This is a genomic window from Segatella copri, assembly GCF_019127135.1.
In the GTDB taxonomy this organism is placed as follows: domain Bacteria; phylum Bacteroidota; class Bacteroidia; order Bacteroidales; family Bacteroidaceae; genus Prevotella.
In genome coordinates, this window is sequence record NZ_JAHOEA010000006.1 from 1 (window position 1) to 21,950 (window position 21,950).

General features: G+C 43.3%; 25 protein-coding genes. 16 read left to right on the plus strand and 9 right to left on the minus strand.

Annotated elements, in window-relative coordinates:
• Positions 1-301: 301 nt before the first annotated feature.
• Both KSW37_RS02600 and KSW37_RS02605 read right to left on the minus strand, forming a co-directional pair.
• Positions 302-2,188: a VapE domain-containing protein gene (locus KSW37_RS02600; protein WP_217313218.1), complete on the minus strand. Its 1,887-nt coding sequence runs from the start codon at positions 2,186-2,188 to the stop codon at positions 302-304.
• A gap of 251 nt (positions 2,189-2,439) precedes the next feature.
• Positions 2,440-2,895 (minus strand): DUF6078 family protein, encoded by a 456-nt coding sequence (locus KSW37_RS02605; protein ID WP_118141200.1) that lies wholly within the window; start codon positions 2,893-2,895, stop codon positions 2,440-2,442.
• A 1,428-nt stretch (positions 2,896-4,323) separates the two neighbouring features.
• On the opposite strand from KSW37_RS02605, the gene KSW37_RS02610 reads away from it, so the two are divergent.
• Genes KSW37_RS02610 through KSW37_RS02620 form a run of 3 tightly spaced genes read left to right on the plus strand, consistent with a single transcriptional unit; the run spans position 4,324 to position 5,340 of the window.
• Positions 4,324-4,905, plus strand: coding sequence for a hypothetical protein (locus KSW37_RS02610; protein WP_217313219.1), 582 nt, complete (start codon positions 4,324-4,326; stop codon positions 4,903-4,905).
• Positions 4,905-5,159 carry a DUF6926 domain-containing protein gene (locus tag KSW37_RS02615; protein ID WP_010537207.1) on the plus strand — a complete coding sequence of 85 codons (255 nt, stop codon included), beginning with the start codon at positions 4,905-4,907 and terminating at the stop codon, positions 5,157-5,159. Before KSW37_RS02610 ends, KSW37_RS02615 begins: the two co-directional genes overlap by 1 nt.
• Before the next feature lie 4 nt (positions 5,160-5,163).
• Positions 5,164-5,340: a hypothetical protein gene (locus KSW37_RS02620; RefSeq protein WP_010537206.1), complete on the plus strand. Its 177-nt coding sequence runs from the start codon at positions 5,164-5,166 to the stop codon at positions 5,338-5,340.
• A gap of 534 nt (positions 5,341-5,874) precedes the next feature.
• Here KSW37_RS02620 and KSW37_RS02625 read toward each other — a convergent pair.
• A complete protein-coding gene (locus KSW37_RS02625) occupies positions 5,875-6,054 on the minus strand; it encodes a hypothetical protein (RefSeq protein WP_217313220.1) in 180 nt (59 codons plus the stop codon).
• A 36-nt stretch (positions 6,055-6,090) separates the two neighbouring features.
• Here KSW37_RS02625 and KSW37_RS02630 point away from each other — a divergent pair, with 36 nt between their 5' ends.
• From KSW37_RS02630 to KSW37_RS02640, 3 genes are all read left to right on the plus strand, one after another.
• Positions 6,091-6,474, plus strand: coding sequence for a single-stranded DNA-binding protein (locus tag KSW37_RS02630; protein ID WP_217313221.1), 384 nt, complete (start codon positions 6,091-6,093; stop codon positions 6,472-6,474).
• A 1,003-nt stretch (positions 6,475-7,477) separates the two neighbouring features.
• Positions 7,478-8,056: a hypothetical protein gene (locus KSW37_RS02635; protein ID WP_058322074.1), complete on the plus strand. Its 579-nt coding sequence runs from the start codon at positions 7,478-7,480 to the stop codon at positions 8,054-8,056.
• A 1-nt stretch (position 8,057) separates the two neighbouring features.
• Complete coding sequence (locus KSW37_RS02640; protein ID WP_217313222.1) at positions 8,058-8,558, plus strand: SLOG family protein; 501 nt, start codon at positions 8,058-8,060, stop codon at positions 8,556-8,558.
• Positions 8,559-8,766: 208 nt separating this feature from the next.
• On the opposite strand, the gene KSW37_RS02645 is transcribed toward KSW37_RS02640, so the two are convergent.
• Both KSW37_RS02645 and KSW37_RS02650 read right to left on the minus strand, forming a co-directional pair.
• Positions 8,767-9,345 carry a DUF6642 family protein gene (locus KSW37_RS02645; RefSeq protein WP_117701461.1) on the minus strand — a complete coding sequence of 193 codons (579 nt, stop codon included), beginning with the start codon at positions 9,343-9,345 and terminating at the stop codon, positions 8,767-8,769.
• 11 nt (positions 9,346-9,356) lie between these two features.
• Complete coding sequence (locus KSW37_RS02650) at positions 9,357-9,992, minus strand: recombinase family protein (protein WP_217313223.1); 636 nt, start codon at positions 9,990-9,992, stop codon at positions 9,357-9,359.
• Positions 9,993-10,347: 355 nt separating this feature from the next.
• Here KSW37_RS02650 and KSW37_RS02655 point away from each other — a divergent pair, with 355 nt between their 5' ends.
• The 6 genes from KSW37_RS02655 (at position 10,348) to KSW37_RS02680 (ending at position 16,813) form a co-directional block, all read left to right on the plus strand.
• Entirely contained in the window at positions 10,348-11,358 is a 1,011-nt protein-coding gene (locus KSW37_RS02655) for a hypothetical protein (RefSeq protein ID WP_217313224.1), read from the plus strand.
• Positions 11,359-11,369: 11 nt separating this feature from the next.
• Positions 11,370-11,816: a hypothetical protein gene (locus tag KSW37_RS02660; RefSeq protein WP_217313225.1), complete on the plus strand. Its 447-nt coding sequence runs from the start codon at positions 11,370-11,372 to the stop codon at positions 11,814-11,816.
• A 480-nt stretch (positions 11,817-12,296) separates the two neighbouring features.
• The gene (locus KSW37_RS02665) at positions 12,297-12,710 is read left to right on the plus strand and encodes a hypothetical protein (RefSeq protein ID WP_217313227.1); all 414 of its coding nucleotides are present in this window, start codon (positions 12,297-12,299) and stop codon (positions 12,708-12,710) included.
• 97 nt (positions 12,711-12,807) lie between these two features.
• Positions 12,808-13,668 (plus strand): hypothetical protein, encoded by an 861-nt coding sequence (locus KSW37_RS02670; protein ID WP_217313228.1) that lies wholly within the window; start codon positions 12,808-12,810, stop codon positions 13,666-13,668.
• Between the two features lie 245 nt (positions 13,669-13,913).
• Positions 13,914-15,380, plus strand: coding sequence for a MobV family relaxase (gene mobV / locus KSW37_RS02675; RefSeq protein ID WP_217313229.1), 1,467 nt, complete (start codon positions 13,914-13,916; stop codon positions 15,378-15,380).
• Between the two features lie 29 nt (positions 15,381-15,409).
• The gene (locus tag KSW37_RS02680) at positions 15,410-16,813 is read left to right on the plus strand and encodes an OmpA family protein (RefSeq protein WP_217313230.1); all 1,404 of its coding nucleotides are present in this window, start codon (positions 15,410-15,412) and stop codon (positions 16,811-16,813) included.
• 94 nt (positions 16,814-16,907) lie between these two features.
• Here KSW37_RS02680 and KSW37_RS02685 read toward each other — a convergent pair whose 3' ends face one another.
• Genes KSW37_RS02685 through KSW37_RS02700 form a run of 4 tightly spaced genes read right to left on the minus strand, consistent with a single transcriptional unit; the run spans position 16,908 to position 19,908 of the window.
• Positions 16,908-17,411, minus strand: a complete 504-nt coding sequence (locus KSW37_RS02685; RefSeq protein ID WP_217313269.1) for a hypothetical protein — start codon at positions 17,409-17,411, stop codon at positions 16,908-16,910.
• Positions 17,412-17,424: 13 nt separating this feature from the next.
• On the minus strand, positions 17,425-18,063 hold the full coding sequence (locus tag KSW37_RS02690; RefSeq protein WP_217313231.1) for a PP2C family protein-serine/threonine phosphatase: 639 nt from the start codon (positions 18,061-18,063) through the stop codon (positions 17,425-17,427).
• Complete coding sequence (locus KSW37_RS02695) at positions 18,063-18,914, minus strand: nucleotidyl transferase AbiEii/AbiGii toxin family protein (RefSeq protein WP_217313232.1); 852 nt, start codon at positions 18,912-18,914, stop codon at positions 18,063-18,065. Before KSW37_RS02695 ends, KSW37_RS02690 begins: the two co-directional genes overlap by 1 nt.
• A complete protein-coding gene (locus KSW37_RS02700) occupies positions 18,892-19,908 on the minus strand; it encodes a type IV toxin-antitoxin system AbiEi family antitoxin (protein WP_254368532.1) in 1,017 nt (338 codons plus the stop codon). Before KSW37_RS02700 ends, KSW37_RS02695 begins: the two co-directional genes overlap by 23 nt.
• Before the next feature lie 562 nt (positions 19,909-20,470).
• Between KSW37_RS02700 and KSW37_RS02705 the strand changes: the two genes are divergently transcribed.
• From KSW37_RS02705 to KSW37_RS02720, 4 genes are read left to right on the plus strand one after another with little or no spacing between them, the layout of a single operon-like run.
• On the plus strand, positions 20,471-20,773 hold the full coding sequence (locus KSW37_RS02705) for a sulfide:quinone reductase (protein ID WP_217313234.1): 303 nt from the start codon (positions 20,471-20,473) through the stop codon (positions 20,771-20,773).
• Positions 20,774-20,780: 7 nt separating this feature from the next.
• Positions 20,781-21,155, plus strand: coding sequence for a DUF2958 domain-containing protein (locus tag KSW37_RS02710; protein WP_217313235.1), 375 nt, complete (start codon positions 20,781-20,783; stop codon positions 21,153-21,155).
• Positions 21,156-21,207: 52 nt separating this feature from the next.
• Positions 21,208-21,579, plus strand: a complete 372-nt coding sequence (locus KSW37_RS02715; RefSeq protein WP_217313236.1) for a hypothetical protein — start codon at positions 21,208-21,210, stop codon at positions 21,577-21,579.
• Positions 21,576-21,875 (plus strand): hypothetical protein, encoded by a 300-nt coding sequence (locus KSW37_RS02720; protein WP_217313237.1) that lies wholly within the window; start codon positions 21,576-21,578, stop codon positions 21,873-21,875. The genes KSW37_RS02715 and KSW37_RS02720 overlap by 4 nt, the downstream gene beginning before the upstream one ends.
• Positions 21,876-21,950: the final 75 nt, after the last annotated feature.

Genomic DNA, 21,950 nt, shown 5'->3' on the forward strand with positions numbered 1-21,950 from the left:
ATGCTTCTTGGACAAGAATTAAAGTTCAAAAACAAGCTATGCAACTTAAAATTGGGTACCTTTTTCAGTGCCCTCCCAGGGCAGCGCCCTGGGTAATGATGGATACAAGCCTGTCGCCCTGTAAGGGCAAAAGCTTTCTTTCTTACGTGAAAAAATCTTTTTTGAGAAAAAAGTCTCAAAGTCTCATTTTCTATTGAAAATATCGACTTAAAGACTTGATAGATAATAAGATAAAGAAAATGAGACTTCTCGGCTTTGGCGCCGAGAAGTCTCATTAAAGGCTCATAGAAGTATCATAGATTCACTTTTTCTTTACAAGATACTTCATTCCATCTGCAAATCTCTTATGTTTTAACTCACTCATATTCGCCAGTTTTCTGCCGAATCCCATCAAACTGTTCACCTTGAGCGATGAACCTATCTGCTTTTTCAGATAGTCGAAAATCTCGGCAGCAGTCAGATATTCGCCCTCTCTCTCATTCTCAATCAACTCGAAATAGAGCATGAAATACTGGTCTATCGGCTCAGCCACCTCAAACTGGCAGTTGTTCTTCATGATCAACTTCACCTGTTCCGCATCAAAATAACTCTTTTCGCCATTGTGTAAAGCAGTCAGCGCCTGGGCGAAAAGTTGCTGATAGTTCGGACGCACGCTCACATCGATAGGTCCCGTCAGTTCCACGCCTATGAATCTTCGGTTGCCGGATGGATCGGTGAGAATATCCTTCATGTTGCTCGTGGCGATGAACGAGGCGAGACGAGGAAATTCCATGACATGACTGCCATACGGAGGCTTGTATTTCAGCGTAGGCAACTGGATGAGATTCTTCAGAAATCCCTGCTGCACCTGTGGCGAAATCTGGTTGAACTCATCGAGATTGATGACCATAAACTGCGCCATCGCCTGATAAACCTGACGTTTTTCTGACAGAATCAGATTATCGTTATATCCCCACTGCAGTTCCGGTGGTAACAGCCGGCGACAGAAAGTACTCTTGTTGTAACCCTGCTTGGAAATGAGAAGCGGAGCCACCGAGTTGCCATACTGGCGATGGGTAAAGCCGCGCCACTGGTCAACCATGCCCAGGAACCAGGTGTAGAACCAGTCTGCCCAGTAAGGATTGTTGGTAGGAACCGTACGAGCCAAGGCACGGATATGATCCTTCCCGTCCCATTTGTCGTAGCATTGGAAAAGATATTCATCTATCGGATTATAATTCTTGATGTAGTCAGACTCTAGAAAATTCCTGACATCCTTGATGCTCACTCGGATGTCTGCGAGCTGCACCTCCAGCGTCATGCGTTTCTGCACTCTCGGATCCACAGGTTGGAAACCATACCAACCTTTCTCCTTCGGCATGTATTCCACGAATTTCATCACCGTGTTGTATCTGAAGTTATATTTACTTTTCAGCAGCTGCATCATGCTCATGATATTCTCGCGAACGCTGTTCTTGTCAACTTTCTTTTCTTCTTCCGAAGTATCGGAACCAGGAATCATCTGCTGATTATCTTCCGTGTTGAAAGCCTGGCTCTGAGGGTGCATGTTGCTGTCAATTTTCATCGCTACCGCCTTACTGTTGAAATAAGGTTTCGCATCGAGCGTCATCATAAAACTGTTGTGCATCGAAGGCTCAAAAGACAGGCTTGCGCCCGCTTCTATAGAAGGTTTCGGTCCGTCTGTGAGCACCGAAGCCTTGGCTATCGCCTGATATACAGGCAAAATTTGCTGGTAAGCGATGCGGTAAAGTCGTTCGGCATCCGCCTCCTCAGCAGGCAGCAAGTCATCTTCATTGGTGAATTTTACCAATACGATAACCGACTTACCATCAGCACCTTCCAGCGCAGCAAAGGTAGAAGGCAGCATGGCAACCGAGCGCTTCACGCCCTCCACGCCGTCCGCATCCGTGATGTTTCCGAATTTCAGCAGCAGGATACCATTGCAAGTCTTCATCTTCAGGTTGTTGTTTTCGTCTTTGGCAAATTCGGCAGCGGGGTAGATGTGCATCCATGTTGGCATATCCTTGTAATATTCGTAGCCGCTTTCCATATAGGTCACGTATTCACGGAAATGGGTAACAGTATTCTTGCTGTCATCCTTAGCGATGCGCTCCAGCAACTTCTCCATCGTCTTGGTGCTGACGAGGAGCTGCTTCTTATTGTTTGTATGAACGATAGTTACTTTCATTGAATATATTGATTAGGATGTTTGTTTGTTAACTATTAACTATAAACTGTTAACTATAAACTATAAAATCTTATCAGCGTTGCCCAAAGTTTGGTTGGTAAATTGGGCACTCGTTTCCCATTGTACGGGCAATGACTGCCCGTCACTTGTTCTCCAGTAGCCCGTCACGTGTTCACCGGTAGCCCGTCACGTGTTCTCTGTGGGACCGTTTAAATGGCATGGCTGGAACATCTGGAGGGCAGAGAAAAAGATTAGCTTTTAGTGAAATCAATCTCTTCTGAGAAATGGTCGAATTCAACATCTTTATATCCGTATCTGGCGAAGAGCTGTTTGATATATGCCTGTTGTTCCGGCAGGAGTTTCAGTTGTCCCAGTTTGTAACGATAGTATTGTCCTTTGCTGCCGAGGTAGTCTCTCATTTCGGCGCGCAGTGCAGGAGCGTCTTTCACTTTCATTTCGGCAAAGAGTTTGTCGAATCCCCATGCCATTTTCACGACACGCAGCGGAGCGAAGTACTTGCAATTCCCGTTTTTCAGGGCATTTGGGAAAATGGCATCCCCTCTATCAGTCTTCTCGTTTTTATAGAGACCGGATAGATAGTGAATACATTTGTTTTTCATCGGACATGGTTCGGTGAAACAGTAGGTGATGTTGCTAGGTACGTTTCCGTACTCAAAAGCCTTTTTCAGTAATTCCTTTTCATCCATGTTTCTTAAGTATTAAGAATAAAACATTCTGTTTTACTAAACGCAAAAACCTCCTGTTTATTGCCTTGTAAATGCTATTATTATCACTTCATAAAGCATTTTTTTTCGATGCAAGCAAGAAATCATGATACTTCTCCCCATTTTATGATACTTCGATGATACTTCTCCCTCCATTTTTAGAGAAGTCTCATTCATTGTAAAGTTCTGTATGTTAAAGATATAAGCCTCGTTTTCTGCCAAAAAATGAGACTTTGATACTTTTTTCGAGAAAAAAGATTTATACGTGCGTGTATCAATAGGTTCTTTATCGCCGCCGTACTTCTTTCTAAATATCATTCCTTTTGTTGGAAGAATCATGCTCCGCAGCTCCCCTCCTTTTCACCATAGTTCCCCCTCACATAACTTTTTTCGAAACTTTTTCGCTAAAAGTTTTGTTGTTTCGATAATAATTGTTACTTTTGCGGTGTCATATCCTTACTGGAAGCTCCAACAGGGCGAAGGTGGGATGGACATATATACATAAAGGCGTAACTGTACGCTTTGGTTTTGACGCTATTAGAACTTCGCAACTTCCAAATGTCTGTCAAGAACAAAGCAACGGGGACGCCCCTTGGGATGTATCATATATACAACCCTTATTGGCTCATAGCATTTAGCAATGAGTTGATAGGTGGTACTATATACTTACATCGGCGTGGGGCTTCCAGCGTTGTACATTGAAAGACGATATTTCTTATTTGTTACCTACTTGATTATCAGCAGGTACAGGAAAACTCAAACGTAAGCATCATTTTATTGGGTGACAAGAAAGAACCAACAAAATGAAAAACAAATCTTGTGCAACAAATTTTGCTACTCAACAACCATTTTCCCCGTTACTTTTACTTCAAGAACCATTTTTACTGGCGGAAAGAAAAATGATGTGTTACTTGTCTATGGCAGCCAACCAAAGCCAATACACAAATATAAATTCATTCATCTTAGGATATATATACTAATGGATTGGATGAACTGAACGAATTGCGGAGCGATAGCCCAACCATGCCATGTGCAGTATTGGGTTGTCGCTCTCTTTCTTTCCGCCAGTAAGAACTCTTGTATGATTTCTGTTACTTTCCACTTGTAATTGCTTGTTTCAAGTCGTTCTTAGCTCTTTTATCCTCATATCTCAACTTTTCTAATTGTTACTCCGTTACCTGAATCTTCATCACCATTTCTGGGCTTTGATAAATTTGGTTGCAAAGGTAATGTCTGTACCCATATTCCTTGCAAGGTCAGTGCCTATGGTCTCTTGCTAAAATCTCCACCTTGCAGGTTGTATTTTAGCAGAGAACCTTGCAGGAAAAGCACAGACACCTTTTGAGGCAACAAAATTTAAATCAATCCCGAAATTGCAGATGCAAAATTAGGGAATAAAAAAATGAGCTTATGGCAAACATTTGTGACACTCAGTACAAGGTGATGGGCGAACGCAAGGCGGTAGCCGACCTTTGGAACACGCTCCAAACAATGGAGGTGAACACCAAGAACGTACATCTCTACAAGTTGGCGGAACACTATGGCATCGACTATGAGAAGATGGGCATATCGGTAAGAGGATATATCTATTGGGCAGAGTTTGAGGCAGACGAGGACATCTGCTTGTTGTCCTTTGACACCGAAAGTGCATGGTCTGCCTGTGAGGAGTTCTTTGATGAACTGAACAAAGTTCTTGGTGGAGAACTTTCCGTCAGTTATCGTGAGATAGAATGTGGATGCGACATTTTCTATGTCCATGACGAGCAAGGCTTCTTCCCAGAGGAATGCTGTGTGAGTTCTTCGGGTGAGCCTTTCGAGGATGCTTGTGAGGACATCTTTGACACTTGCCAAGATGCTATTGCCAAGTGGTGTGAGAAGATGGGTATCTCGCAAGGCGACAGAACCGATGATGAAATGGTGGACTTCATCAACGGCTATGAGTATGAGAACGAGGATACCTATTATTATATAAACAAGTTCACGTTTGGCTGATGGAAAGATTTGAGACGATAGAGAAAATCCCCACTTGGGCATTATGCTATATCATCAATGGCGACCCTACGGGATTGAGTGACGAGGACATCAAGATGGTTGATGGCTTCATGCAGAAATGGCAAGTGGAGATTGTTTCTCCACTCAGCCAAGACGGAAACGCATCATTCTCGCACTATCCTGCCTTTGGACTACCTGCCGAGGTTGAGGATTGCAAGGTGATTTATCATTCGGAGAACCCACAAACTTTATAGAGCTATGTTTGAATACGAAGAATTGACCGACATTATCGGTTGCAGTTGCACACTGCTGATACCCTACAGAGGACGCACAGAAGGTTTCGTGGTTGCAGACTATGGTGAGGACATCGTAGTGAAATTGCGCAATGGCAAGGAAATTGTAGAAAGACGTGATGACGTTCTTGTCTATGACTGACGAAAAGGATGCTTGGTGAAGGTTATACTCGTCAGGCATCTTTTTTCTTTCCGCCAGTAAAAGCCCTTTTGTATGTAACGGCAAACTCCCTTCATCGTTTGCCGATAAACTTTTATATGGCTATGCTTTGAGGTTGTATTCGCCAAATGGCGACCTGCCTCTTTGTATGAGATAAAATCTGCGACTACGCCTTTCTTGGAGCTTTTCGTACAATGAAGCCTTTTGTCTGAGGATGGATCTTGTTTGCAGCATGGCGATTGTAGTTGGTTGCTCATGCTTACCTTCCTCTACAAATAGGAGTAGCCTTCGAAGCAGGTTCTCCTTCTGCTTGTCTTGGTCAATATGCTCATGCGACCACCCTCCATGCGGAAAAGTGTATTGCCTGTTGGTTAACCCTTGTTGCTGACGGCAAAACGCCATGGAAACGTGCTTTGCATTGATGATGGTTGCTGCAAATGATTGAGCCTTACGATGCTGCTACGGTGTTCTTGCGTCCTTTTCTGAATTACCGATTTTTTGAAGCCACTATTTTTCCTATGCAAAGGTAGCGTGATGCTTCGACAGATGGAATCCGTCTTGTGCGGTCGCTTCGCTGTGACCAATAAAATAGCCGATAATCTTCCTTTTTCTCCTCACCGCCAACAGAAAACGAGTATTATAGTCGATTTTCTTGGTGCTGCCCTCATGTGCCACATCCCTGCTTTTGAATTGCATGTAAAAATTAAGTTTCACTTCAAAAAGTAATTCAATATGAAAAAAATCGAGAACACTTTCGTAGTAACAGGATTCGTAGGCAACAACGCAGAAATCCGTCAGTTCACCAACGCTTCAGTAGCACGTTTCTCATTGGCAGTCAGCCGTCAGGAGAAGAATGGTGAGGAAACCAACAGAGTATCAGCTTTCATGAACATGGAGGCATGGCGCAAGAATGAGCATGTTGACTCTTTCGACAAGCTGCAGAAGGGAACCATGCTCACTGTCGAGGGCTACTTCAAGCCAGATGAATGGGTTGATCAGCAAGGCACCAAGCACAACCGCATCGTCTTCATCGCAAACAAGTTCTATCCTACACCAGACAAGGAGGAAACTCCAACGGTAGAGCCTGAAAAGCCTACCAAGAAAGGCAAGAAATAGGATTTTTTCATTCTCTCTAATAAACAAAGCGGCTTCGGTCGCTTTTGTTTTGTTCATACAACCATGTTTACTTTTATAGCCACTATTAGCAAGTTTACTCTTATAACCGCCATTACGAGTTCCCTTTATATCAGCCAAATCACCTTTCTTTTTTAACGCTTCGTCCCACCCATCTGCGAAACCGCACCAACAGTTCGTCAAAGCGACATTCTTCATTTATCGGGAGTAACATCCCGAAAGATGAAGAATGACCATTTGCCGAAGGACAAGCACGAACAGAATGGCATTGGCTAACGGCATCCGTGACGCAACCGTCACTTACATGCTGTCTACCAATGCCACCCCTTTCGTGGGATAGCTTGTCTGGCTGTTGCGCAGTTTCACTCCCACCCATATCTTTTATATTCGCTTCTCGTCTTCCTTTTATAATCCATGGTTTACACTTTTATAGCCGTTACAAAGATTTCATGCCAAAAGACTCCTTGACTGTGGCGACCAACTGTCGCTACTGCAATAAGCCACATGGCATGAAGGCTGGAGCGGAAACACACTCGGCATGGATGCCAAGAGAGTTTCCCAATTACTCCTGCCGCATCTTTGTTCCGTCCTTCTGTTATAATCGGCAAACCGTTCTCTCTTTATAGCACTTCGTCCCACCCTTGCGGAATTGCACCGATGGCGCAGTTCCACACCCACCCTTTTCTTGTTGTAATCTTATGTAGTAGCACTTATAGTCATTTCATTTCGTCCATCGTCTTTGCCGCTTCGGATATTTTCCGCAAAGGTACCAGTTGCGTGGCAAATGCCAAATTGGGCATCATGGATGCTTTTCAAAAAATCTTCCTCTATGTGCCTTGCATATAGAGCGTATTTTTCGCTTCCAATTTGTCTTTTTGCCTTCCAACACCTTTGCGTGGCGGAAAAATATCCCTTGGGCAAGCCGAAAGGCTTCCGAAAATAGGGAAAATAAAAATTGAGTTTAACACAAATAATTTTTCCGACTATGGTAAGAATGATAGACGACAGCATCAAGAGACAGCTGAGCAAGAGGATGGATTTCTTCTTGAAGTATTTCCCTGTGAGAGTTCGCAATGTGGGCGAGGACGCAGTGGCTGCACGCCAACTGATTTGGGCGTTCAAGGATGCAAGGGACAACGCTTTTGAGAAGGTGGCGCAAATGACCGCAGCACATCTTATCAAAGTTTGTGGTGAGAAGATAAAGGACATCGTGTTTGTATGTGTGCCAGCCAGCACCCAAGCCAAGAACGAGAGTCGATACATGGCTTTCTGTAATCGTGTGAGCGAGCTTTGCGGCATCATCAACGGCTATTCGCACATATCCGTTTCAGGCGACCGCTTGGCAGTACACGAGCACCGCCATGACAAGGAAAAGAGCATCACTAAGACACAAGTGATTGAGTTTGATGAAGCCTACTTCAAAGGCAAGGACATCTATGTTTTTGATGATGTGGTAACGACCGGCGCAAGCTATGCCATTTTTGCCAATCAGTTGGAAATGTTTGGCGGAAACGTATTGGGAGGTCTTTTCTTGGGACGCACACACTATAAATATGCAAAGTGATATGGATAAGACAAAGTACATCAAAGCCAATTCCGTGGCTTTTTCGGGACATCGCACGATAGCGGAAGACCATAAGGACGAGATAAGGAAGAAACTGAGGGGCAAGATAAGGCTGCTCTATGCTATGGGCATCACCAATTTCTATTGTGGCATGGCACTCGGTTTCGATATGTTGGCAGCCGAGGAGGTGATTTCATTGAAAGTGAAACTTCCCAATCTGAAACTTATTGCCGTCATTCCCTATGACGGTCAGAACGAGAGGTGGAGCGCAAGGGAGCAAGACCGCTATTGGGATATTCTTGACAAGGCGGACGATGCTATCCTTTTGAGTAAGTACTATTTCAATGGATGCTTGCTCAGACGAAATGATTATATGCTTTCTCATTCGTGCGGACTGATTGCTTTCTTCGACGGCAAGCCCAAGGGCGGCACGTTCTACACTTGCCGAAAAGCCAAGTCGATGGGGATGGACATCATCAATCTGTACAAGTCACAAGTATAACAAACGAAAACTATAGCGTATGGACGACATCGTATCTTTGTTCGTGGTGTTCTTCGTGTTCAAGGCTTTAGGCGGAACGCTTAAAAGCCTTTTCCACGGAGACAAGCGAAATGATTTCAGAAGAGACAGATAAGGAATTGCCTTATCTGCCAAGTATTATGGGCAAGCCATACTGCAAGCATCAGTTGCAGTATGGCTCACCATTTATCTATATTGCACAAAAATCTAATTCGTTCAATAAGGATTTGTATGTTTTGCGAAACTTACTAATGGCAATATTTTTGATATTGCCTGGCTTGTTGCTTGTTATCAATTCATTCAGTAAAGCCGTGTCAGCTATGGCTGATTTCATTGCATCTACGCTCTTCTTATATCCGCATACCAATTTTGCGCCTGTAACAGACTTGAAGTGCTCAACTTCAGAGGTGTTAGCGAGTGTTTTACAACAACTAAAGTGAACTATTTTATCACGGAAGAAATCCCCAGCTATATCTGCCAATTCTTGTAAATCAACATTTCCATTCTCTCCCTCTAAACTTATAGAATGAAACCAACCATGACAAGCTATATAAACAATGTCTATTTTATTCCATTCACGTTTGTTCCTGTTGAAATACTCTATGTAGAGTTTCAAATCCTCTTTTGTCAAAATGTGCCTATAAATAGCATCGCATTTATGATATTCTTTCAACATTCTAAGAATAGGCTCGCTATTCAAATCAAAGCGTTCAGGCTTTTTGTGGGTATTGAATTTCCATTCTCCCTCAAAACAAAGTATATTCTTCATAAAATCACTTTTTATATATCACTTTCATTCTTTGGTTTTCTCTTGCCAAGCGGTCCGCTGAACTTGCCACGGTTCAGCTTCACCCCATACTTGTTGAGTATGCGGAACACCGAGCTGCGACTCCTGAAGCCGCTGACCTTCCAGATGTCATCGATAGTGTAGTTGTTGTTATACATATTGACGATATTCCTCTCACGGTCAATGCCTTTCTTTGGAGTTGAACTCTTGGCAGGTTTAATACCCGACTTGATATATTCCACATGGGCAGTAGCCTTGCGCAAGGCAACGACCTCTTCTGACAACGAACCGAACATGAAAAGCACATCGGCTATTGATGTACTTGGGAATAGCTCCCCCTTTGAGTCAATCTTATCCTGAATGGATATTATCCTTATCACCTTCACCCTGCAAAACTCCAGGAACATCGCCAATTCCCGAACACCACGCAGCGCATTGCTGAACTTCGAGATGACCAGTTCATCACCTCGTTCCAAACAATCCATGAGCTGCTTCCATTCCGGGCGTGTCTTCTCCTGGTTTGCACTATCTTCTATGATACGGCAACAGCCATACTTCTCCATCCAAGCCCGGTCAAAGGTGAATGTGTCATACTGCTCCGAGTTAAATATGTAACCTACTTTTGCCATAGCTATTATACACTGATTTGTAATTTGCCGACAAAGATACTTATATTCCATCAAAGTATAATCATACTCTGATAATTATTATAGTTAATTAAAGATTGATGTACTGCACTTTCTTGGATATATTATCATTTCATATCATGCTATAAAGTATGAATGAGAATAAAACATAAAGTTTGATTTGGTTTGAATAAATACCCGATAAATAGTCGTAAATTCGCACTGTAAATTTCAAACAAAGTCCGAAATGGAAAGTATAAACATTATCATATCTGCGGCAAAAAGCCGATTGAGGGTGAAGTGCAAACAATCTTGCACTTCAAGTTTTCGCATATCATACTTTGATGGTAGAAAACATATGTCCATGTTGTCTGCCATCATACTTGCCATTCTTTTGCTGGCATCCTGTTCAAAAAATGCCAGTGAATCATCTTTCCATGATGCAAGGGAGGCATTGGATGCGCAAAAGGAGTTCCTTTCAAGGATGAAATCAGACAAGGATTTGTCTATGGAACACCTTGCCGACAAAATATCCAAATGGCGTACTTTAGAAGACTCGGTTTCTGCTTGTCTGATGCGAGACACCATCAAAAAGGCACATTCGTTTCCGATGGAAGAATTTTCCAATGTCCATGACTCCATCCGTGACGAGTTTATGCGCATAGCTACCGCCAAGCGAAGGACATTCAAGGATGTGCTCCTGTTGAAGATGAACGTCTCCCCTTATAAAAGTAAGAAGGAAACGGACAGCCTTTCCTTGGTGGCTTCAAAGTTTTTTGAGAGTATGGACACCATACCATTATATAAAGGTGACAAGACAAGGATCTTGACCACCTATCATTTCTTCTTGGAGAAGGTGAAGAAGGAAGGCATTGCCAACCAATCACAGTTCCTCGCCTTTCTGAAAACGGAGGATAGGCTGTTCAGAACATTTCTATCTCATCTATACGAGATGAGCGACGTGTCGGTTTCGCATATAACAAGTGGAACAGAAGATGTGTGCAAGATGATTGCTCAATCTTCAAGGAAAGGAAACTTACCAGCAAGGGATGCCGTGGCATATATGGCGGTTCGTACCAATCGAAGAATCATCGCCAATGCGCAGACTTGCGTTGCTGATATTAAGAGTGGAAAGGTTACTTCCGCAGAACAACGGACTGCCTATTTTTGGATGATACTGCAACCATTCCTGTCCATTGATGACTTCGGAATGGCGATGCTTTCAGAGAATCAGCGAAAGGATTTGGTGCAACTGTCAATAGATGCTTTAGGCACAATCGCCTGTCTTAGCCATTCCTTGCAGATGGACAAGAATATGACAGACGGGTTACCAGATATGTTCATCAAGCTATACATTTCTTCATTATAAACACAATAGTTATGCTGCATAAATTTCTCAACGACTTCCTGGCACTTGCACCATTGCAGTTGCCAGAGCTTATCAACCAGGAGCGCATGGAACAGCCAGTCTATGAAGACGGCTATGTCCTGCTTGACTTCAAATTGGAAAAGCCTTGTCCTCTCGAAGAGGTGATGAACCTGTTCGAAGACCAGATGGAACTGGTCATCCTTTACCACAAGGTGACTTCCGTACATACAGAGTTCGGACAGTTCTGCTGTGCCTTCTCCAACCCTAATTTCGGGCGGATGTACAAGATGAATACCAGTACGGATGCCAATGGAAATGTCCACTCCGTCATGGTGACAATCTATGAGTCCTTGGAGTTCATGTACGGTGACTTGTGCCATGACATGGAACTGCAAGCGAGGACAGGCTTCTTCAAGTACAAGCGTGACAAGGCGGACATGCTGATGTGTTTCATGTGACATTACGTTCCTTTTATGAGCGACATGCAGCTTCAGAACATCGTGGACATCATCCACAAATGCCACACATGGATAGACGTTGGCAGTTCGTTCCATTGGAAAGACACCGCAGTTTCACAGCATGGCATGGTACAGACCGTCTGCTGTCGGTGTATTACCCTTCGGGCCTGTCATTCCAACAATGATTATGTCCGTGGGCAAGAGTGGCATATTCCTCTGCTTGACATTGACCGAAGTGCCAAGATTCTTATGAGAAAGGATGCTGGTTTCAAGAAACGCCTTGCTTCAAATGCTTTGACAATGGCGGATGTCGAGCGACTTTTCATGGAAGTCACCTATGGAATTATTGAGTTGGAGCTATTCGAAGGTTATTGACCGTTTTACATTACAATTTGATCTATGATATTCAAGATTATCTTTCTTTTATTCCCTATGTTTCTTCTCTTGGCATCAACGATGTGCTACAGGAAGAACAATCGGATGATGCAGAGATTTTATCTCCGCATGGTATTTTCGCATAATTTTCGAAAACTGTACACATTGCTGTTGCTGATGGCAATATTGGTGTTCAGTTTCGTGGCATATCAAGTACAGCCCAACGAGATTGGTGCTCATGTAATGTCACTGTTGGCATTGTTACTGTTCAAGTTCTCCTATGCAGACAATCTGCTGCATAGGTTGCATGACAACAGGAAATCATGTGCCATTGCTTTTACAGCCTCATTGGTGTTCATGTTCACTCCCCATTTGTACACATTGGGGGTGATGGTAGGCTTGCTCTTGGTGGCATCCATCTACTATCCGTCCTCAAAGGTCATCTTCAAGGCACAATGTCCTGACAGTGGCAGACACTTGGCGCAATGTCCTGAGGACATCGTGAACTTCTACTTTTAGTCCATTCTTGGAATATGCTACTTGGTACTTGGCACATTCTACAACACTCAGTCTAAAATGAGAATCATTATTTCACAACATCAACAAGACATTTTCAATGAAACATATACCAAAGGAAAATATAAAGGTAAGTCTCTCTGTCGGCTTTCTGGCATCTCTCCAGGACCGACATAACGAGCGGTATTCCAAACACGAAGCGTTCTGCTATCTGCTGGACAAGGCTTGTGAACACTACATGCCGAAAGCCGTAAGCAAGGAAGTGGCAGACGAATTGAAAGATTTTCTGTTTGTTACAACCAAAACTCAACTTGCGGAGGACTGGCATTGGCATCGTGCTACCGTGCGTCAGTTCCTCGAAAAATTAACGGAACATGGGCTGATACACTGCAAGGAGTTTGAAACGAAATACACCATCATCACGATGATTGGCATGAAGGACGGTAACGTTCCGACAATGCGAAATAGCATATTGGAACCAATCATCCGTTTCACAATGGACAGTTGGTTCAATGGCACTTCCACCACAGAAGAGACTGCCGTTGTCTGTGGTCAGATTGTAAAGGGTGCAGTAGCATTATCGCAAGAAAACAACTCTGCTTCTACATCATCTGACAACCAACTTTCATCTGATGATATTGCCACTTGCATGATTGGCAGACTTGTGGATTGTATGCCTCTTGTAGATGAGGAAGAACATAACAGACTTCAGCTGCGTAACGCAATCTTCAAGTTCTTCACTCGTGTTCTCAATCGAGACTGGCTCCAGTTGCTCCTTCTGATTAAGGAACTGCCCGACATCGCCAGTCATGGAAAGTCTGCTTCCGTCAAATTGAACACAGCTGAAGACATGAGCCTTTTCCAATCCCTGTGTTCCGCTTATAAGGCTTGCTGTCCTACCTCAACAGTTGAGACAGCTGCCAAGCCAGTTGTAACCGCCAAGGCGGACAACCATAAGTAGAGTTCTTTCTGTTCCATTATAGCTGCCTTACGGACATTCTCCTTTTAAGACCTCACGGTTCGGTACTGGCATATCGCACTCGTCGTGGCTTGCCTTTTTTAGCGCATCGGGCTTGCCCGCTGTTCACGAATTTAGGGAGTGTGGTAACTCATTACCCCTACGACCTATCAGTCTTCGGGAGAGTGTCCGCCAAGACAGCAAGCTGGGACACTGTTTTTACTGACACATATAAGCATATCAGAGATATGGAAAGAATAGCAAAGCAGGTATTGAACGTCAGGGGACGTAAGGGATGCGCCGCCGCTCTCAGCCGTGAATACCAACGAAACTGGAGCGACCGGGCTTGGCAGGTAGCCATTGCCAAGGGTAACTATGACCTCGGCAGACAGCATCTGAACTTCCAGATTTCCAAGGGAGGCAAGATAGCACCTATCGACAAGAGCAAGTCCATCCCACAGATGATGGCTGAGAACTTGGCTGCTCGTGGCATCAAGGACAAAAATGAGGGATTGACTGAGCCACGTTTCAGAACGGTGGCGGACTTCATTTTCAGCGGTTCACAATGGAAGATGCGTGAGCTTGCCTTCGGTGAACAAAAGGTTGTATTCAAGCCTGGTGACAACAAGGAAAATTATGCAGTCAAGCGTATGCCTGAGATTGAGCAATGGGCGACGGACATTTATAATTTTGTCGCAGGAAAGTATGGTGAGGAGAATATCGTTGCCTTCTATGTACACTTGGACGAGACTTCACCACACATCCATTGCGTTCTTCTGCCAATCAAGGACGGCAAGTTTGCCTTCAAAGAAATCTTCGCAGGTGCCAACAATCGGGAATATAGTCAACGTACATCGAAACTTCATGACGAGTTGGCGATGGTCAATGAACCTTGGGGACTGGTGCGTGGAACGAGCCAAACGGAGACTCGGCAACGACACAGACCTACGGAGGAATACCGCAAGCACCTGTCCGAGGAATGTTCTTCAAAGGAAGAGGAACTGGACAACCTTAACAAGGCTGTAAGCGATCTTCGGGTGGAAATAGCACTGGCAGAACGTCGTGTAAAAGGTCTCTCTTCCATGGTGGAACATCTGGAAAAAGAGAGACATCAGAAGATGTTGGAGATTGACAAGTTGAAGGTGCAGATTGCTAACAAGGAAGGAGATAGTTCCATCTTGTTGCAGAAGTTGGAAAAATTGCAAAATGAGTTGGCTTCCGTTGATGAGAAACTGGCTGACAAGAAAGACAAGCTCGCTGTAGCTGACCGGCAGTTGGATGAGTTGAACAAGGACATGGAGTTTATCAAGGAGCGGACAGAGACGCTTCGACAGGATGCCATGCAGTTCTCTCGTGAAGCTCAGACTGGTGCTGGCACACTTATCAAGACAGCTATGTTGGAAAGCATGGTCACTGACTACCGTTCCAAAATGGCATCGTTGCCACCTGAAATCAAAGTAGCATTTGACGGTTCGCCATTGGAAACCATAGCCGAGCACACTGCCGAAGTTCTTCATTGTGCCACCTTATTATACCTTGGCTACATCGACCAAGCCACGACATTTGCCGAAGGGCAAGGTGGCGGAGGCGGTGGCAGCAATGACATGAAATGGGGGCGCAACGATGACGAGGATGACAGGCGTTGGGCGCACCGCTGCCTTGCGATGGCAAACAGGATGATGCGACCGAAAGGCAGCAAGGGTAGAAAGCGTTAATAGAAAAAATAATCGACAAATTGAAATTTATGATTAGAAAAGCAATATTTATGATGGCATTGTGCCTATGCGGACAAATGCAAGTCAATGCAGAGACTATGGATGATGGCACGGATGATTTGGTGCCGTCTGGCATAAATGAGGATATGCTCCGACAGATTGAGCCTACATACCTCAAAGAAGTGGCAGTTCCTTCTGCATGGTCTTCCAACTGGTTCGTTGGTATGTCTGGTGGCATATCAACCTTTGTAGGAAAGCCGCATGGTACAGGGAACTTGTTCGACAGGATGAAACCTTCCCTAGCAATAGAGGCAGGAAAATGGTTCACGCCAGAGATTGGTGGTCGATTTAGTTTCCAAGGTTTTCAGTTCAAGGATGCCAGCAAGAATGTCCGTGATTACAAGATGTTTCATGCGGATTTTCTTTGGAATGTGACCAACAGTTTTGTCAAAGACCATGCCACCACACAAAGATGGGGATTCATTCCGTATGCTGGTTGCGGTATTATCCATAACGAGGATAACGGCAAGAGTCCGTTTGTCATCAACTATGGTGTGATTGGACAATATCGTTTAACAAAGCGTTTGGCGGTCAACATGGAATTGGGTGGCGCAACCACATTCCGTGACTTTGATGGTGTTGGCGCATCCAACAAGTTTGGTGACAATTTGTTCACCTTGTCTGCCGGACTGACTTTCAATATCGGGAAGGTCGGTTGGAAGAAGGTTGTAGATGCCGCTCCTTATATCAACCAGAACAAATGGCTGGCAGATTACACCAATGATTTGTTGGCTCGCAACCAAAAGTTAAGCAAAGCTCATGCGGAGGATGCCAATGCCATCGCTGAGATGAGAAAGATCTTGGAGATTGAAGGATTGCTGAAAGCCTATGCCGACCGCCTGACATATTATGCGGATAGTACGGAGTATTGCATATACCCGAAAAATGACTACAGCGGTTTGAACTCGCTCCGTGCAAGATTGGCTCACAAGGATTGGAATGGCATGGGAAAACCAAAAACAAGCCGCTCTCTGGAGTATAGTTTCTCCGTTTCTGATTCTGTTTCTTGGAACAAATACGTTGCAGAAATGGCAGGTGGAACCAAGTGCATCGGTTCGCCAGTGTTCTTCTTTTTCAAGATTGGAACCACGCAGTTGGCTGACGTTTCACAGATGGTAAATTTGGATGAGCTTGCTCGTGTAGCAAAGGCTTATCATCTCAAAATTTCCGTTGTTGGTGCTGCCGACAGTGCCACAGGAAACGATGGCATCAACAATCCTCTCAGCAAGTCAAGAGCGGATTATATCACGCAACAGCTTGTGGCAAGAGGCATTGACAAGTCCATGATAATATCAAAAAGTAAGGGCGGTATTGATAAGTATTCACCAATTGCAGTCAACCGTCATACGGCTGTCAGACTATTTGCACAGTAAATATGTTTTACTATCATTCATACGATAAGCGGTAATCTGCAAAACAATGATTATCAAAAGAAAGAGTCCGTTCGTGATGAATGGGCTCTTTCTGCTATTGGTTGTTTTGTTCTTTCTCCTGTCGCAATATCTTGTTTATGACAGTGATGACTTGCTCTTGTATATAAGCTTTGAACATCGTGTCATCCTTTATGGCAAAGTCCAACTGTTCATATACTACAGTATTGACAGAACTTCTGAGTTGTTTTAACTTGTCATTTACTGGTATCTGTCGATGGGCTTGCCAATAGAACGAAACTTCATCTTGCACTATCGCTTTCAACACCATTTTCTGTTCACGGCTGAGTTTCTTGAAAGTCTTGTTTTCTCGTTCTTCGTTGTTGCCATATAAAATAGTATCGATATATTCATCGGCATCAACGATCTCAAACTCATTGTCCCCGAAAGGCAAGTCCAAAATCTTCTTGTTGCTTTTCTTCATCTCACCCATGCACTCCTTACAGATGTGTTGGACATGACCTTTCCCCGAAAATGACTCGTTCGACTTGTATTCACCACAAATCTTACAGTAATGTCCTTTATGCTTCTTCTTTGCCATATCTCTTATCTTATCAAGGGTTATGCAACTGTATGAGAATGCAGGATGCATCATCTTCCAAGTATTCTATACGACTTGGCAATTTGTTTTCTACTATAACAGAATCTATGCAATCCTTGGATTGATAAAATCCATCTGTACATAAAAACAACAAGTCCATGTCTGATATTTTCGTTTCTTGAATGGATATAGGGTTGCGGAAACCTCTTCCATTCACACAACGAGTCAGAAAGGTACAATTATCACCTTCCTTCTGGTGGTCTTCAGTAAGTTGATGTATACCTTTTTCTTTTTTGTAATATAGACGAACATTTCCTTGCCATGCGTAATAGGCAGTATCATCTTTTATGTATAAGACGGTAACTGCTGCTCCCATTTTGCAACAAAGAGCCTTGCATTTATCTGCAACTGCAATGTCTGCTTGTTCAAAAGCCTTTGCTAACAGATCTCTTATATCCACAGAATTATGTTCTGCCAATATTTTATAAATACTTTGTGCAACAGTGACAGCTGCGATCTCACCATATTGTAAGCCACCCATACCATCGGCAAGGATAGCGATGCAACTCCTATCTTGTAATTGTTTGCACAAGATAAAATCCTGGTTTGTATCACATAAGCCTTTTTGACTACAATAATTTATATCTATCATTATAAATCCCTTTCTTCTGTAGCAGAGCGAAACACTTCTGAAATGACTTGCCATGTTCTCCTTACTTGGTCATAATTCAAACCCGATTGTGAATTGAGAGTTTGGCTTATCAAATAGCTTCTCTCCTCCAACTGCAATTCCTCGTCAATTTTGTCTGCATAATATACAAGTTGGTCTCGGTTCAATAACTTTGCCAAATCGTTTGCCAGCCAATAGCCACTAGCTACATATTCGTCAAAATCTTCCCAATCATACACTTCCATATACGCTTCTCGATCCAAGTTTGCCATAAGGTAGTTGTCCAATATGAACGACATATCCTCTGCATCCTTGTTTGTGGTTAGATGTCTGTCCATCCAAGCATTGAACTTCAGCAAGAATAATCCATGCAAAGAAGCTATCTTTACAGTGAATCTGTCATCAATACTAACAGTTATAGCATCAGAAAGCACTTCGTCAAACCCTTTTACGGACATGGCAATTGTTTCTTCGGGTGGCCAATAGATGTTGTCATCTTCCTTGGCGACATATCCGTATGGAACAACATCTATCTCATAGTCACCATAATAGAAGCGTTGGTGTTTTGCCTTGTCCTTCTCGAAACCATCCGCAATCAAACTATTTTTGATTTTGTCAAATTCCTGCCAGTTTGGAACAGCTATAGCCAGATCCAAGTCTCTTGTCTTTCTACGTGATGACGTGTTCAGCATCTGCTGCATGACTATATCTCTAGCGGTGGCTCCTATGATAAAGAAGTCGTGATCCATTCTACGGAAACTATCTGTAAGTTTCTCCAACAAATCCACAAGAAATGGATTGTTTATCTTTTCACTCGAAATCTTTAAGCTCATTCTTTAATATGCGTTGCGCAGCCTCCAAGCAGCGACTATTGCCACTACCCATCAAGTCTGCATAGATTAATATAGCAGGAACAGTTCTGTTGTCAGTTTCCCAATTCCAAAATTTGTTGTACAGATGAATTTCCCCATTTGCATCTTGCTTGACGACACCTGTTCGTATAAGATGTGCTGCAGGTATTTCCGTGTATATGTCGAAAATTCCTGGTTGTAAGTAGCCATCCGTCAAGTTTGCGGCAGGCTCTCCTCCCCATGACATGCCCTTTGGCAAGGCTATGTTTTTCCACTCATTTCTATTCGCTTCTGTTCGAAATGCCATTGCGCCTACCAGCAATTTGGGTTTCAATACTTCATTGTAATTGCTAACCCATAAGTCAAGCAGTTGTTTTTTGTCTTTTATTATGCGACCGTTTTTAGTGTCACAAACAAAACCACGTCTTGCAAGTTCATCCAAAACGTTTTTCACGCTTCCCAAAGATACACCAATTTGCTCTTTTATCTCTCGATAAGGCTTCTTTATATTGTCTGCATTTTGCAACAGATAAAACACGACCTTCAATCCTGCATCTTGAAATACGGGATAGGTTTTCACCTTGGACTCTGTATTTTTCCTTCCTTGATTAAATATTTGGAAAATCAAGTTCCCTGCCTTTGTATATCTGACAAGGCAGTTTCCTGCACAGTCCAGATAGTTGATGCCTCTGTTTGCCAATTCTGTTGATACCTGTGGCGTGACATATTGCGTAACAAGCAAGATTTGCTGCTTGTCATTGTTCATAGTTTGCATAGTAGCTAATGTCGGATTTAATGTGGCCTTGGTTATGTTTTCCCTTACATGACACACAAAATCTACATTCATGATCTTAACAGTGACATCATTTTCATTGGTACAATTTACTTTGACGGCTGTTGTTGACACAACATCCCCCACAGGAAGGCTTGCTCTAAGAGCATCCAATGCTTGGTTTATTATGATATTGTTTGCCATCATTTTATGTTATTTGTTCAATATATCAGTTGTGTTCAATTTGATTGAACATTGCAAAGATAATGAACAAAACTTAAACGAACGAACTTTTTATTCAATATTTCATCTTGTTCAACACTATTTAACATAGTGCGAAGATTGAACAGGGATATTTTCAGAAATACAATTCCCGAAAAGTGACACAAATGACAAAAAACGGGAATGCTCGAACTGTATATGCCGGTTCTAACAGATCTCTCTATTATCAAAAAGCGGTAATCTTACCAGTTTTAGTCACTACACATCTCCCATACCCCTTCATCCTCCCTTGTTTTTCCTTAGCAAATTTAGTTCAGCCCACCAGACCGTCAAGTATCGCCTTGCTATTAGCAGGTTATTTCATCAGCAGCCTTCCACCAATCAAAGATTGGGGTATTCCAATGAAATAATCTCCCAATTCCTTGTCTTGTCTGCCTCCATGTCCGAACTCTTGATTGCACGTAAAATCAATTCCCTCAATGAAGTCGTAAAGGCTTCGAGAATAGGGAAGAAAAAGAAGTTTCACAATTTAATCCGAACAGATATGAACGATATGATTAACGAAAGAGACAAGGAGTTTGCCAATGAGTTTTCACGCTTCGTGAACGGCAAGATGTGTTCCGCATCCAAGGTGGGTGCAGAGTTTGCCAATGACCACCGCTTTCTTGTAAACGAGAAGTTCAAGGTGATGATGGCTTTCATGGAGCAGTTGGCTGTAAACTATCAGAAGGGCTATTATGACCTTCGCAATGAATGGGCTTGCACCTTGGCACATGCTGCCATTGAAGCCTTGCGTGAGCAGCAGCTCTACTATCCATCTTCACCAGATTATTCACACAATAAATAATACAGCTATGACAAGCAGATTGATTACACCACAGTTGGCGGAGCAGTTCAAGCAATATCCGTTTTATTCACAGGACGGCAAGAAGAAGGATGCCATTTGCCAATGCGTCTTCTTCATCGGCAAAGTCCGTTGGTATGTATTGGAAGGTCAGCCGGAAGGCAATGACTTCACGCTGTTCTCTATCGTTGTCGGTCTCGCCGATACAGAATATGGCTATGCTTCCATCAAGGAAATGGAGAGTATCAGCGTGGATGTCGGATATAACCTTCCCAAGATACCGATATTGCAGGACAAGAGCTTCAAGCCTTGCCCAATAGGGAACATTCCCGACGAAAGATTGCAGTCGTTCCTGTCTGATATGTATGACAGGGAAGAAGCTTAAACCACACATCAGCCGTAGGCTTCTTGCCTATGGCTGCTAAAAATCAAACGATATGATACAGCAAAAGATAACGGAGATAGCCGAAATATTAGGATGGAGCGTTGATTTCTCCGAGCCACAAAATGGCAAGACAGATGTAAACTTCGCCAAATATACTTCCTATGGTCAAGATTTCAATTTCAGCGTGGAACTTGAAGACGATGATATGGAAGCCTTCATCGACAATATCCATGAGTATTATGAGAACTTTGATGTTGACGAAGAAGCGTACATTTGGATTGGCTCAGACGGTCACGGAAAAAATGGCGCACCTTACCACATTGCCGATATAGTCAAAGACATGGAGGAAGCCGAAGTCATGATGGCTGACCTTTATGAGGCATTCAGACAATATTATTCACAGTTGGAACCTCAAGCCGTATGACAATAGAACAATATCTTTACCGCCTATGTCGAAACATTCTCAATGAGCGTTTCGACTGGCGCAAATACCTTACCACCCGAAGCTATTTCGGCAGAGACCTTTGCGTCACTCCGCTCCATGTCTCCTATGGACAAATCGGCTATACCATCCATTTCCCTTACTCTCGTGACCCAATGCCCGAACTCGCATATGATTGGGAAATGAACGAACTCACCATCGATGAGGAAAATTGGCAGAAATGGCTTGCTGACGAAGATGAGGAAGATGGTGACAGCGAAGATGCCACACCCGAATAATGAAAAAATCCAGGATGCTTACACATTGATATATATATATGTGCGCATCTTGGATTTTTGCTTTTTTGCTACAAA

What these genes read in the sequence shown, in the direction of transcription:
- KSW37_RS02600 (WP_217313218.1), bottom strand. Translation starts at nt 2,188, where the DNA reads ATGAAAGTAACTATCGTTCATACAAACAATAAGAAGCAGCTCCTCGTC.
- KSW37_RS02605 (WP_118141200.1), bottom strand. Translation starts at nt 2,895, where the DNA reads ATGGATGAAAAGGAATTACTGAAAAAGGCTTTTGAGTACGGAAACGTA.
- KSW37_RS02610 (WP_217313219.1), top strand. Translation starts at nt 4,324, where the DNA reads ATGGCAAACATTTGTGACACTCAGTACAAGGTGATGGGCGAACGCAAG.
- KSW37_RS02615 (WP_010537207.1), top strand. Translation starts at nt 4,905, where the DNA reads ATGGAAAGATTTGAGACGATAGAGAAAATCCCCACTTGGGCATTATGC.
- KSW37_RS02620 (WP_010537206.1), top strand. Translation starts at nt 5,164, where the DNA reads ATGTTTGAATACGAAGAATTGACCGACATTATCGGTTGCAGTTGCACA.
- KSW37_RS02625 (WP_217313220.1), bottom strand. Translation starts at nt 6,054, where the DNA reads ATGCAATTCAAAAGCAGGGATGTGGCACATGAGGGCAGCACCAAGAAA.
- KSW37_RS02630 (WP_217313221.1), top strand. Translation starts at nt 6,091, where the DNA reads ATGAAAAAAATCGAGAACACTTTCGTAGTAACAGGATTCGTAGGCAAC.
- KSW37_RS02635 (WP_058322074.1), top strand. Translation starts at nt 7,478, where the DNA reads ATGGTAAGAATGATAGACGACAGCATCAAGAGACAGCTGAGCAAGAGG.
- KSW37_RS02640 (WP_217313222.1), top strand. Translation starts at nt 8,058, where the DNA reads ATGGATAAGACAAAGTACATCAAAGCCAATTCCGTGGCTTTTTCGGGA.
- KSW37_RS02645 (WP_117701461.1), bottom strand. Translation starts at nt 9,345, where the DNA reads ATGAAGAATATACTTTGTTTTGAGGGAGAATGGAAATTCAATACCCAC.
- KSW37_RS02650 (WP_217313223.1), bottom strand. Translation starts at nt 9,992, where the DNA reads ATGGCAAAAGTAGGTTACATATTTAACTCGGAGCAGTATGACACATTC.
- KSW37_RS02655 (WP_217313224.1), top strand. Translation starts at nt 10,348, where the DNA reads ATGTCCATGTTGTCTGCCATCATACTTGCCATTCTTTTGCTGGCATCC.
- KSW37_RS02660 (WP_217313225.1), top strand. Translation starts at nt 11,370, where the DNA reads ATGCTGCATAAATTTCTCAACGACTTCCTGGCACTTGCACCATTGCAG.
- KSW37_RS02665 (WP_217313227.1), top strand. Translation starts at nt 12,297, where the DNA reads ATGATGCAGAGATTTTATCTCCGCATGGTATTTTCGCATAATTTTCGA.
- KSW37_RS02670 (WP_217313228.1), top strand. Translation starts at nt 12,808, where the DNA reads ATGAAACATATACCAAAGGAAAATATAAAGGTAAGTCTCTCTGTCGGC.
- mobV (WP_217313229.1), top strand. Translation starts at nt 13,914, where the DNA reads ATGGAAAGAATAGCAAAGCAGGTATTGAACGTCAGGGGACGTAAGGGA.
- KSW37_RS02680 (WP_217313230.1), top strand. Translation starts at nt 15,410, where the DNA reads ATGATTAGAAAAGCAATATTTATGATGGCATTGTGCCTATGCGGACAA.
- KSW37_RS02685 (WP_217313269.1), bottom strand. Translation starts at nt 17,411, where the DNA reads ATGGCAAAGAAGAAGCATAAAGGACATTACTGTAAGATTTGTGGTGAA.
- KSW37_RS02690 (WP_217313231.1), bottom strand. Translation starts at nt 18,063, where the DNA reads ATGATAGATATAAATTATTGTAGTCAAAAAGGCTTATGTGATACAAAC.
- KSW37_RS02695 (WP_217313232.1), bottom strand. Translation starts at nt 18,914, where the DNA reads ATGAGCTTAAAGATTTCGAGTGAAAAGATAAACAATCCATTTCTTGTG.
- KSW37_RS02700 (WP_254368532.1), bottom strand. Translation starts at nt 19,908, where the DNA reads ATGGCAAACAATATCATAATAAACCAAGCATTGGATGCTCTTAGAGCA.
- KSW37_RS02705 (WP_217313234.1), top strand. Translation starts at nt 20,471, where the DNA reads ATGAACGATATGATTAACGAAAGAGACAAGGAGTTTGCCAATGAGTTT.
- KSW37_RS02710 (WP_217313235.1), top strand. Translation starts at nt 20,781, where the DNA reads ATGACAAGCAGATTGATTACACCACAGTTGGCGGAGCAGTTCAAGCAA.
- KSW37_RS02715 (WP_217313236.1), top strand. Translation starts at nt 21,208, where the DNA reads ATGATACAGCAAAAGATAACGGAGATAGCCGAAATATTAGGATGGAGC.
- KSW37_RS02720 (WP_217313237.1), top strand. Translation starts at nt 21,576, where the DNA reads ATGACAATAGAACAATATCTTTACCGCCTATGTCGAAACATTCTCAAT.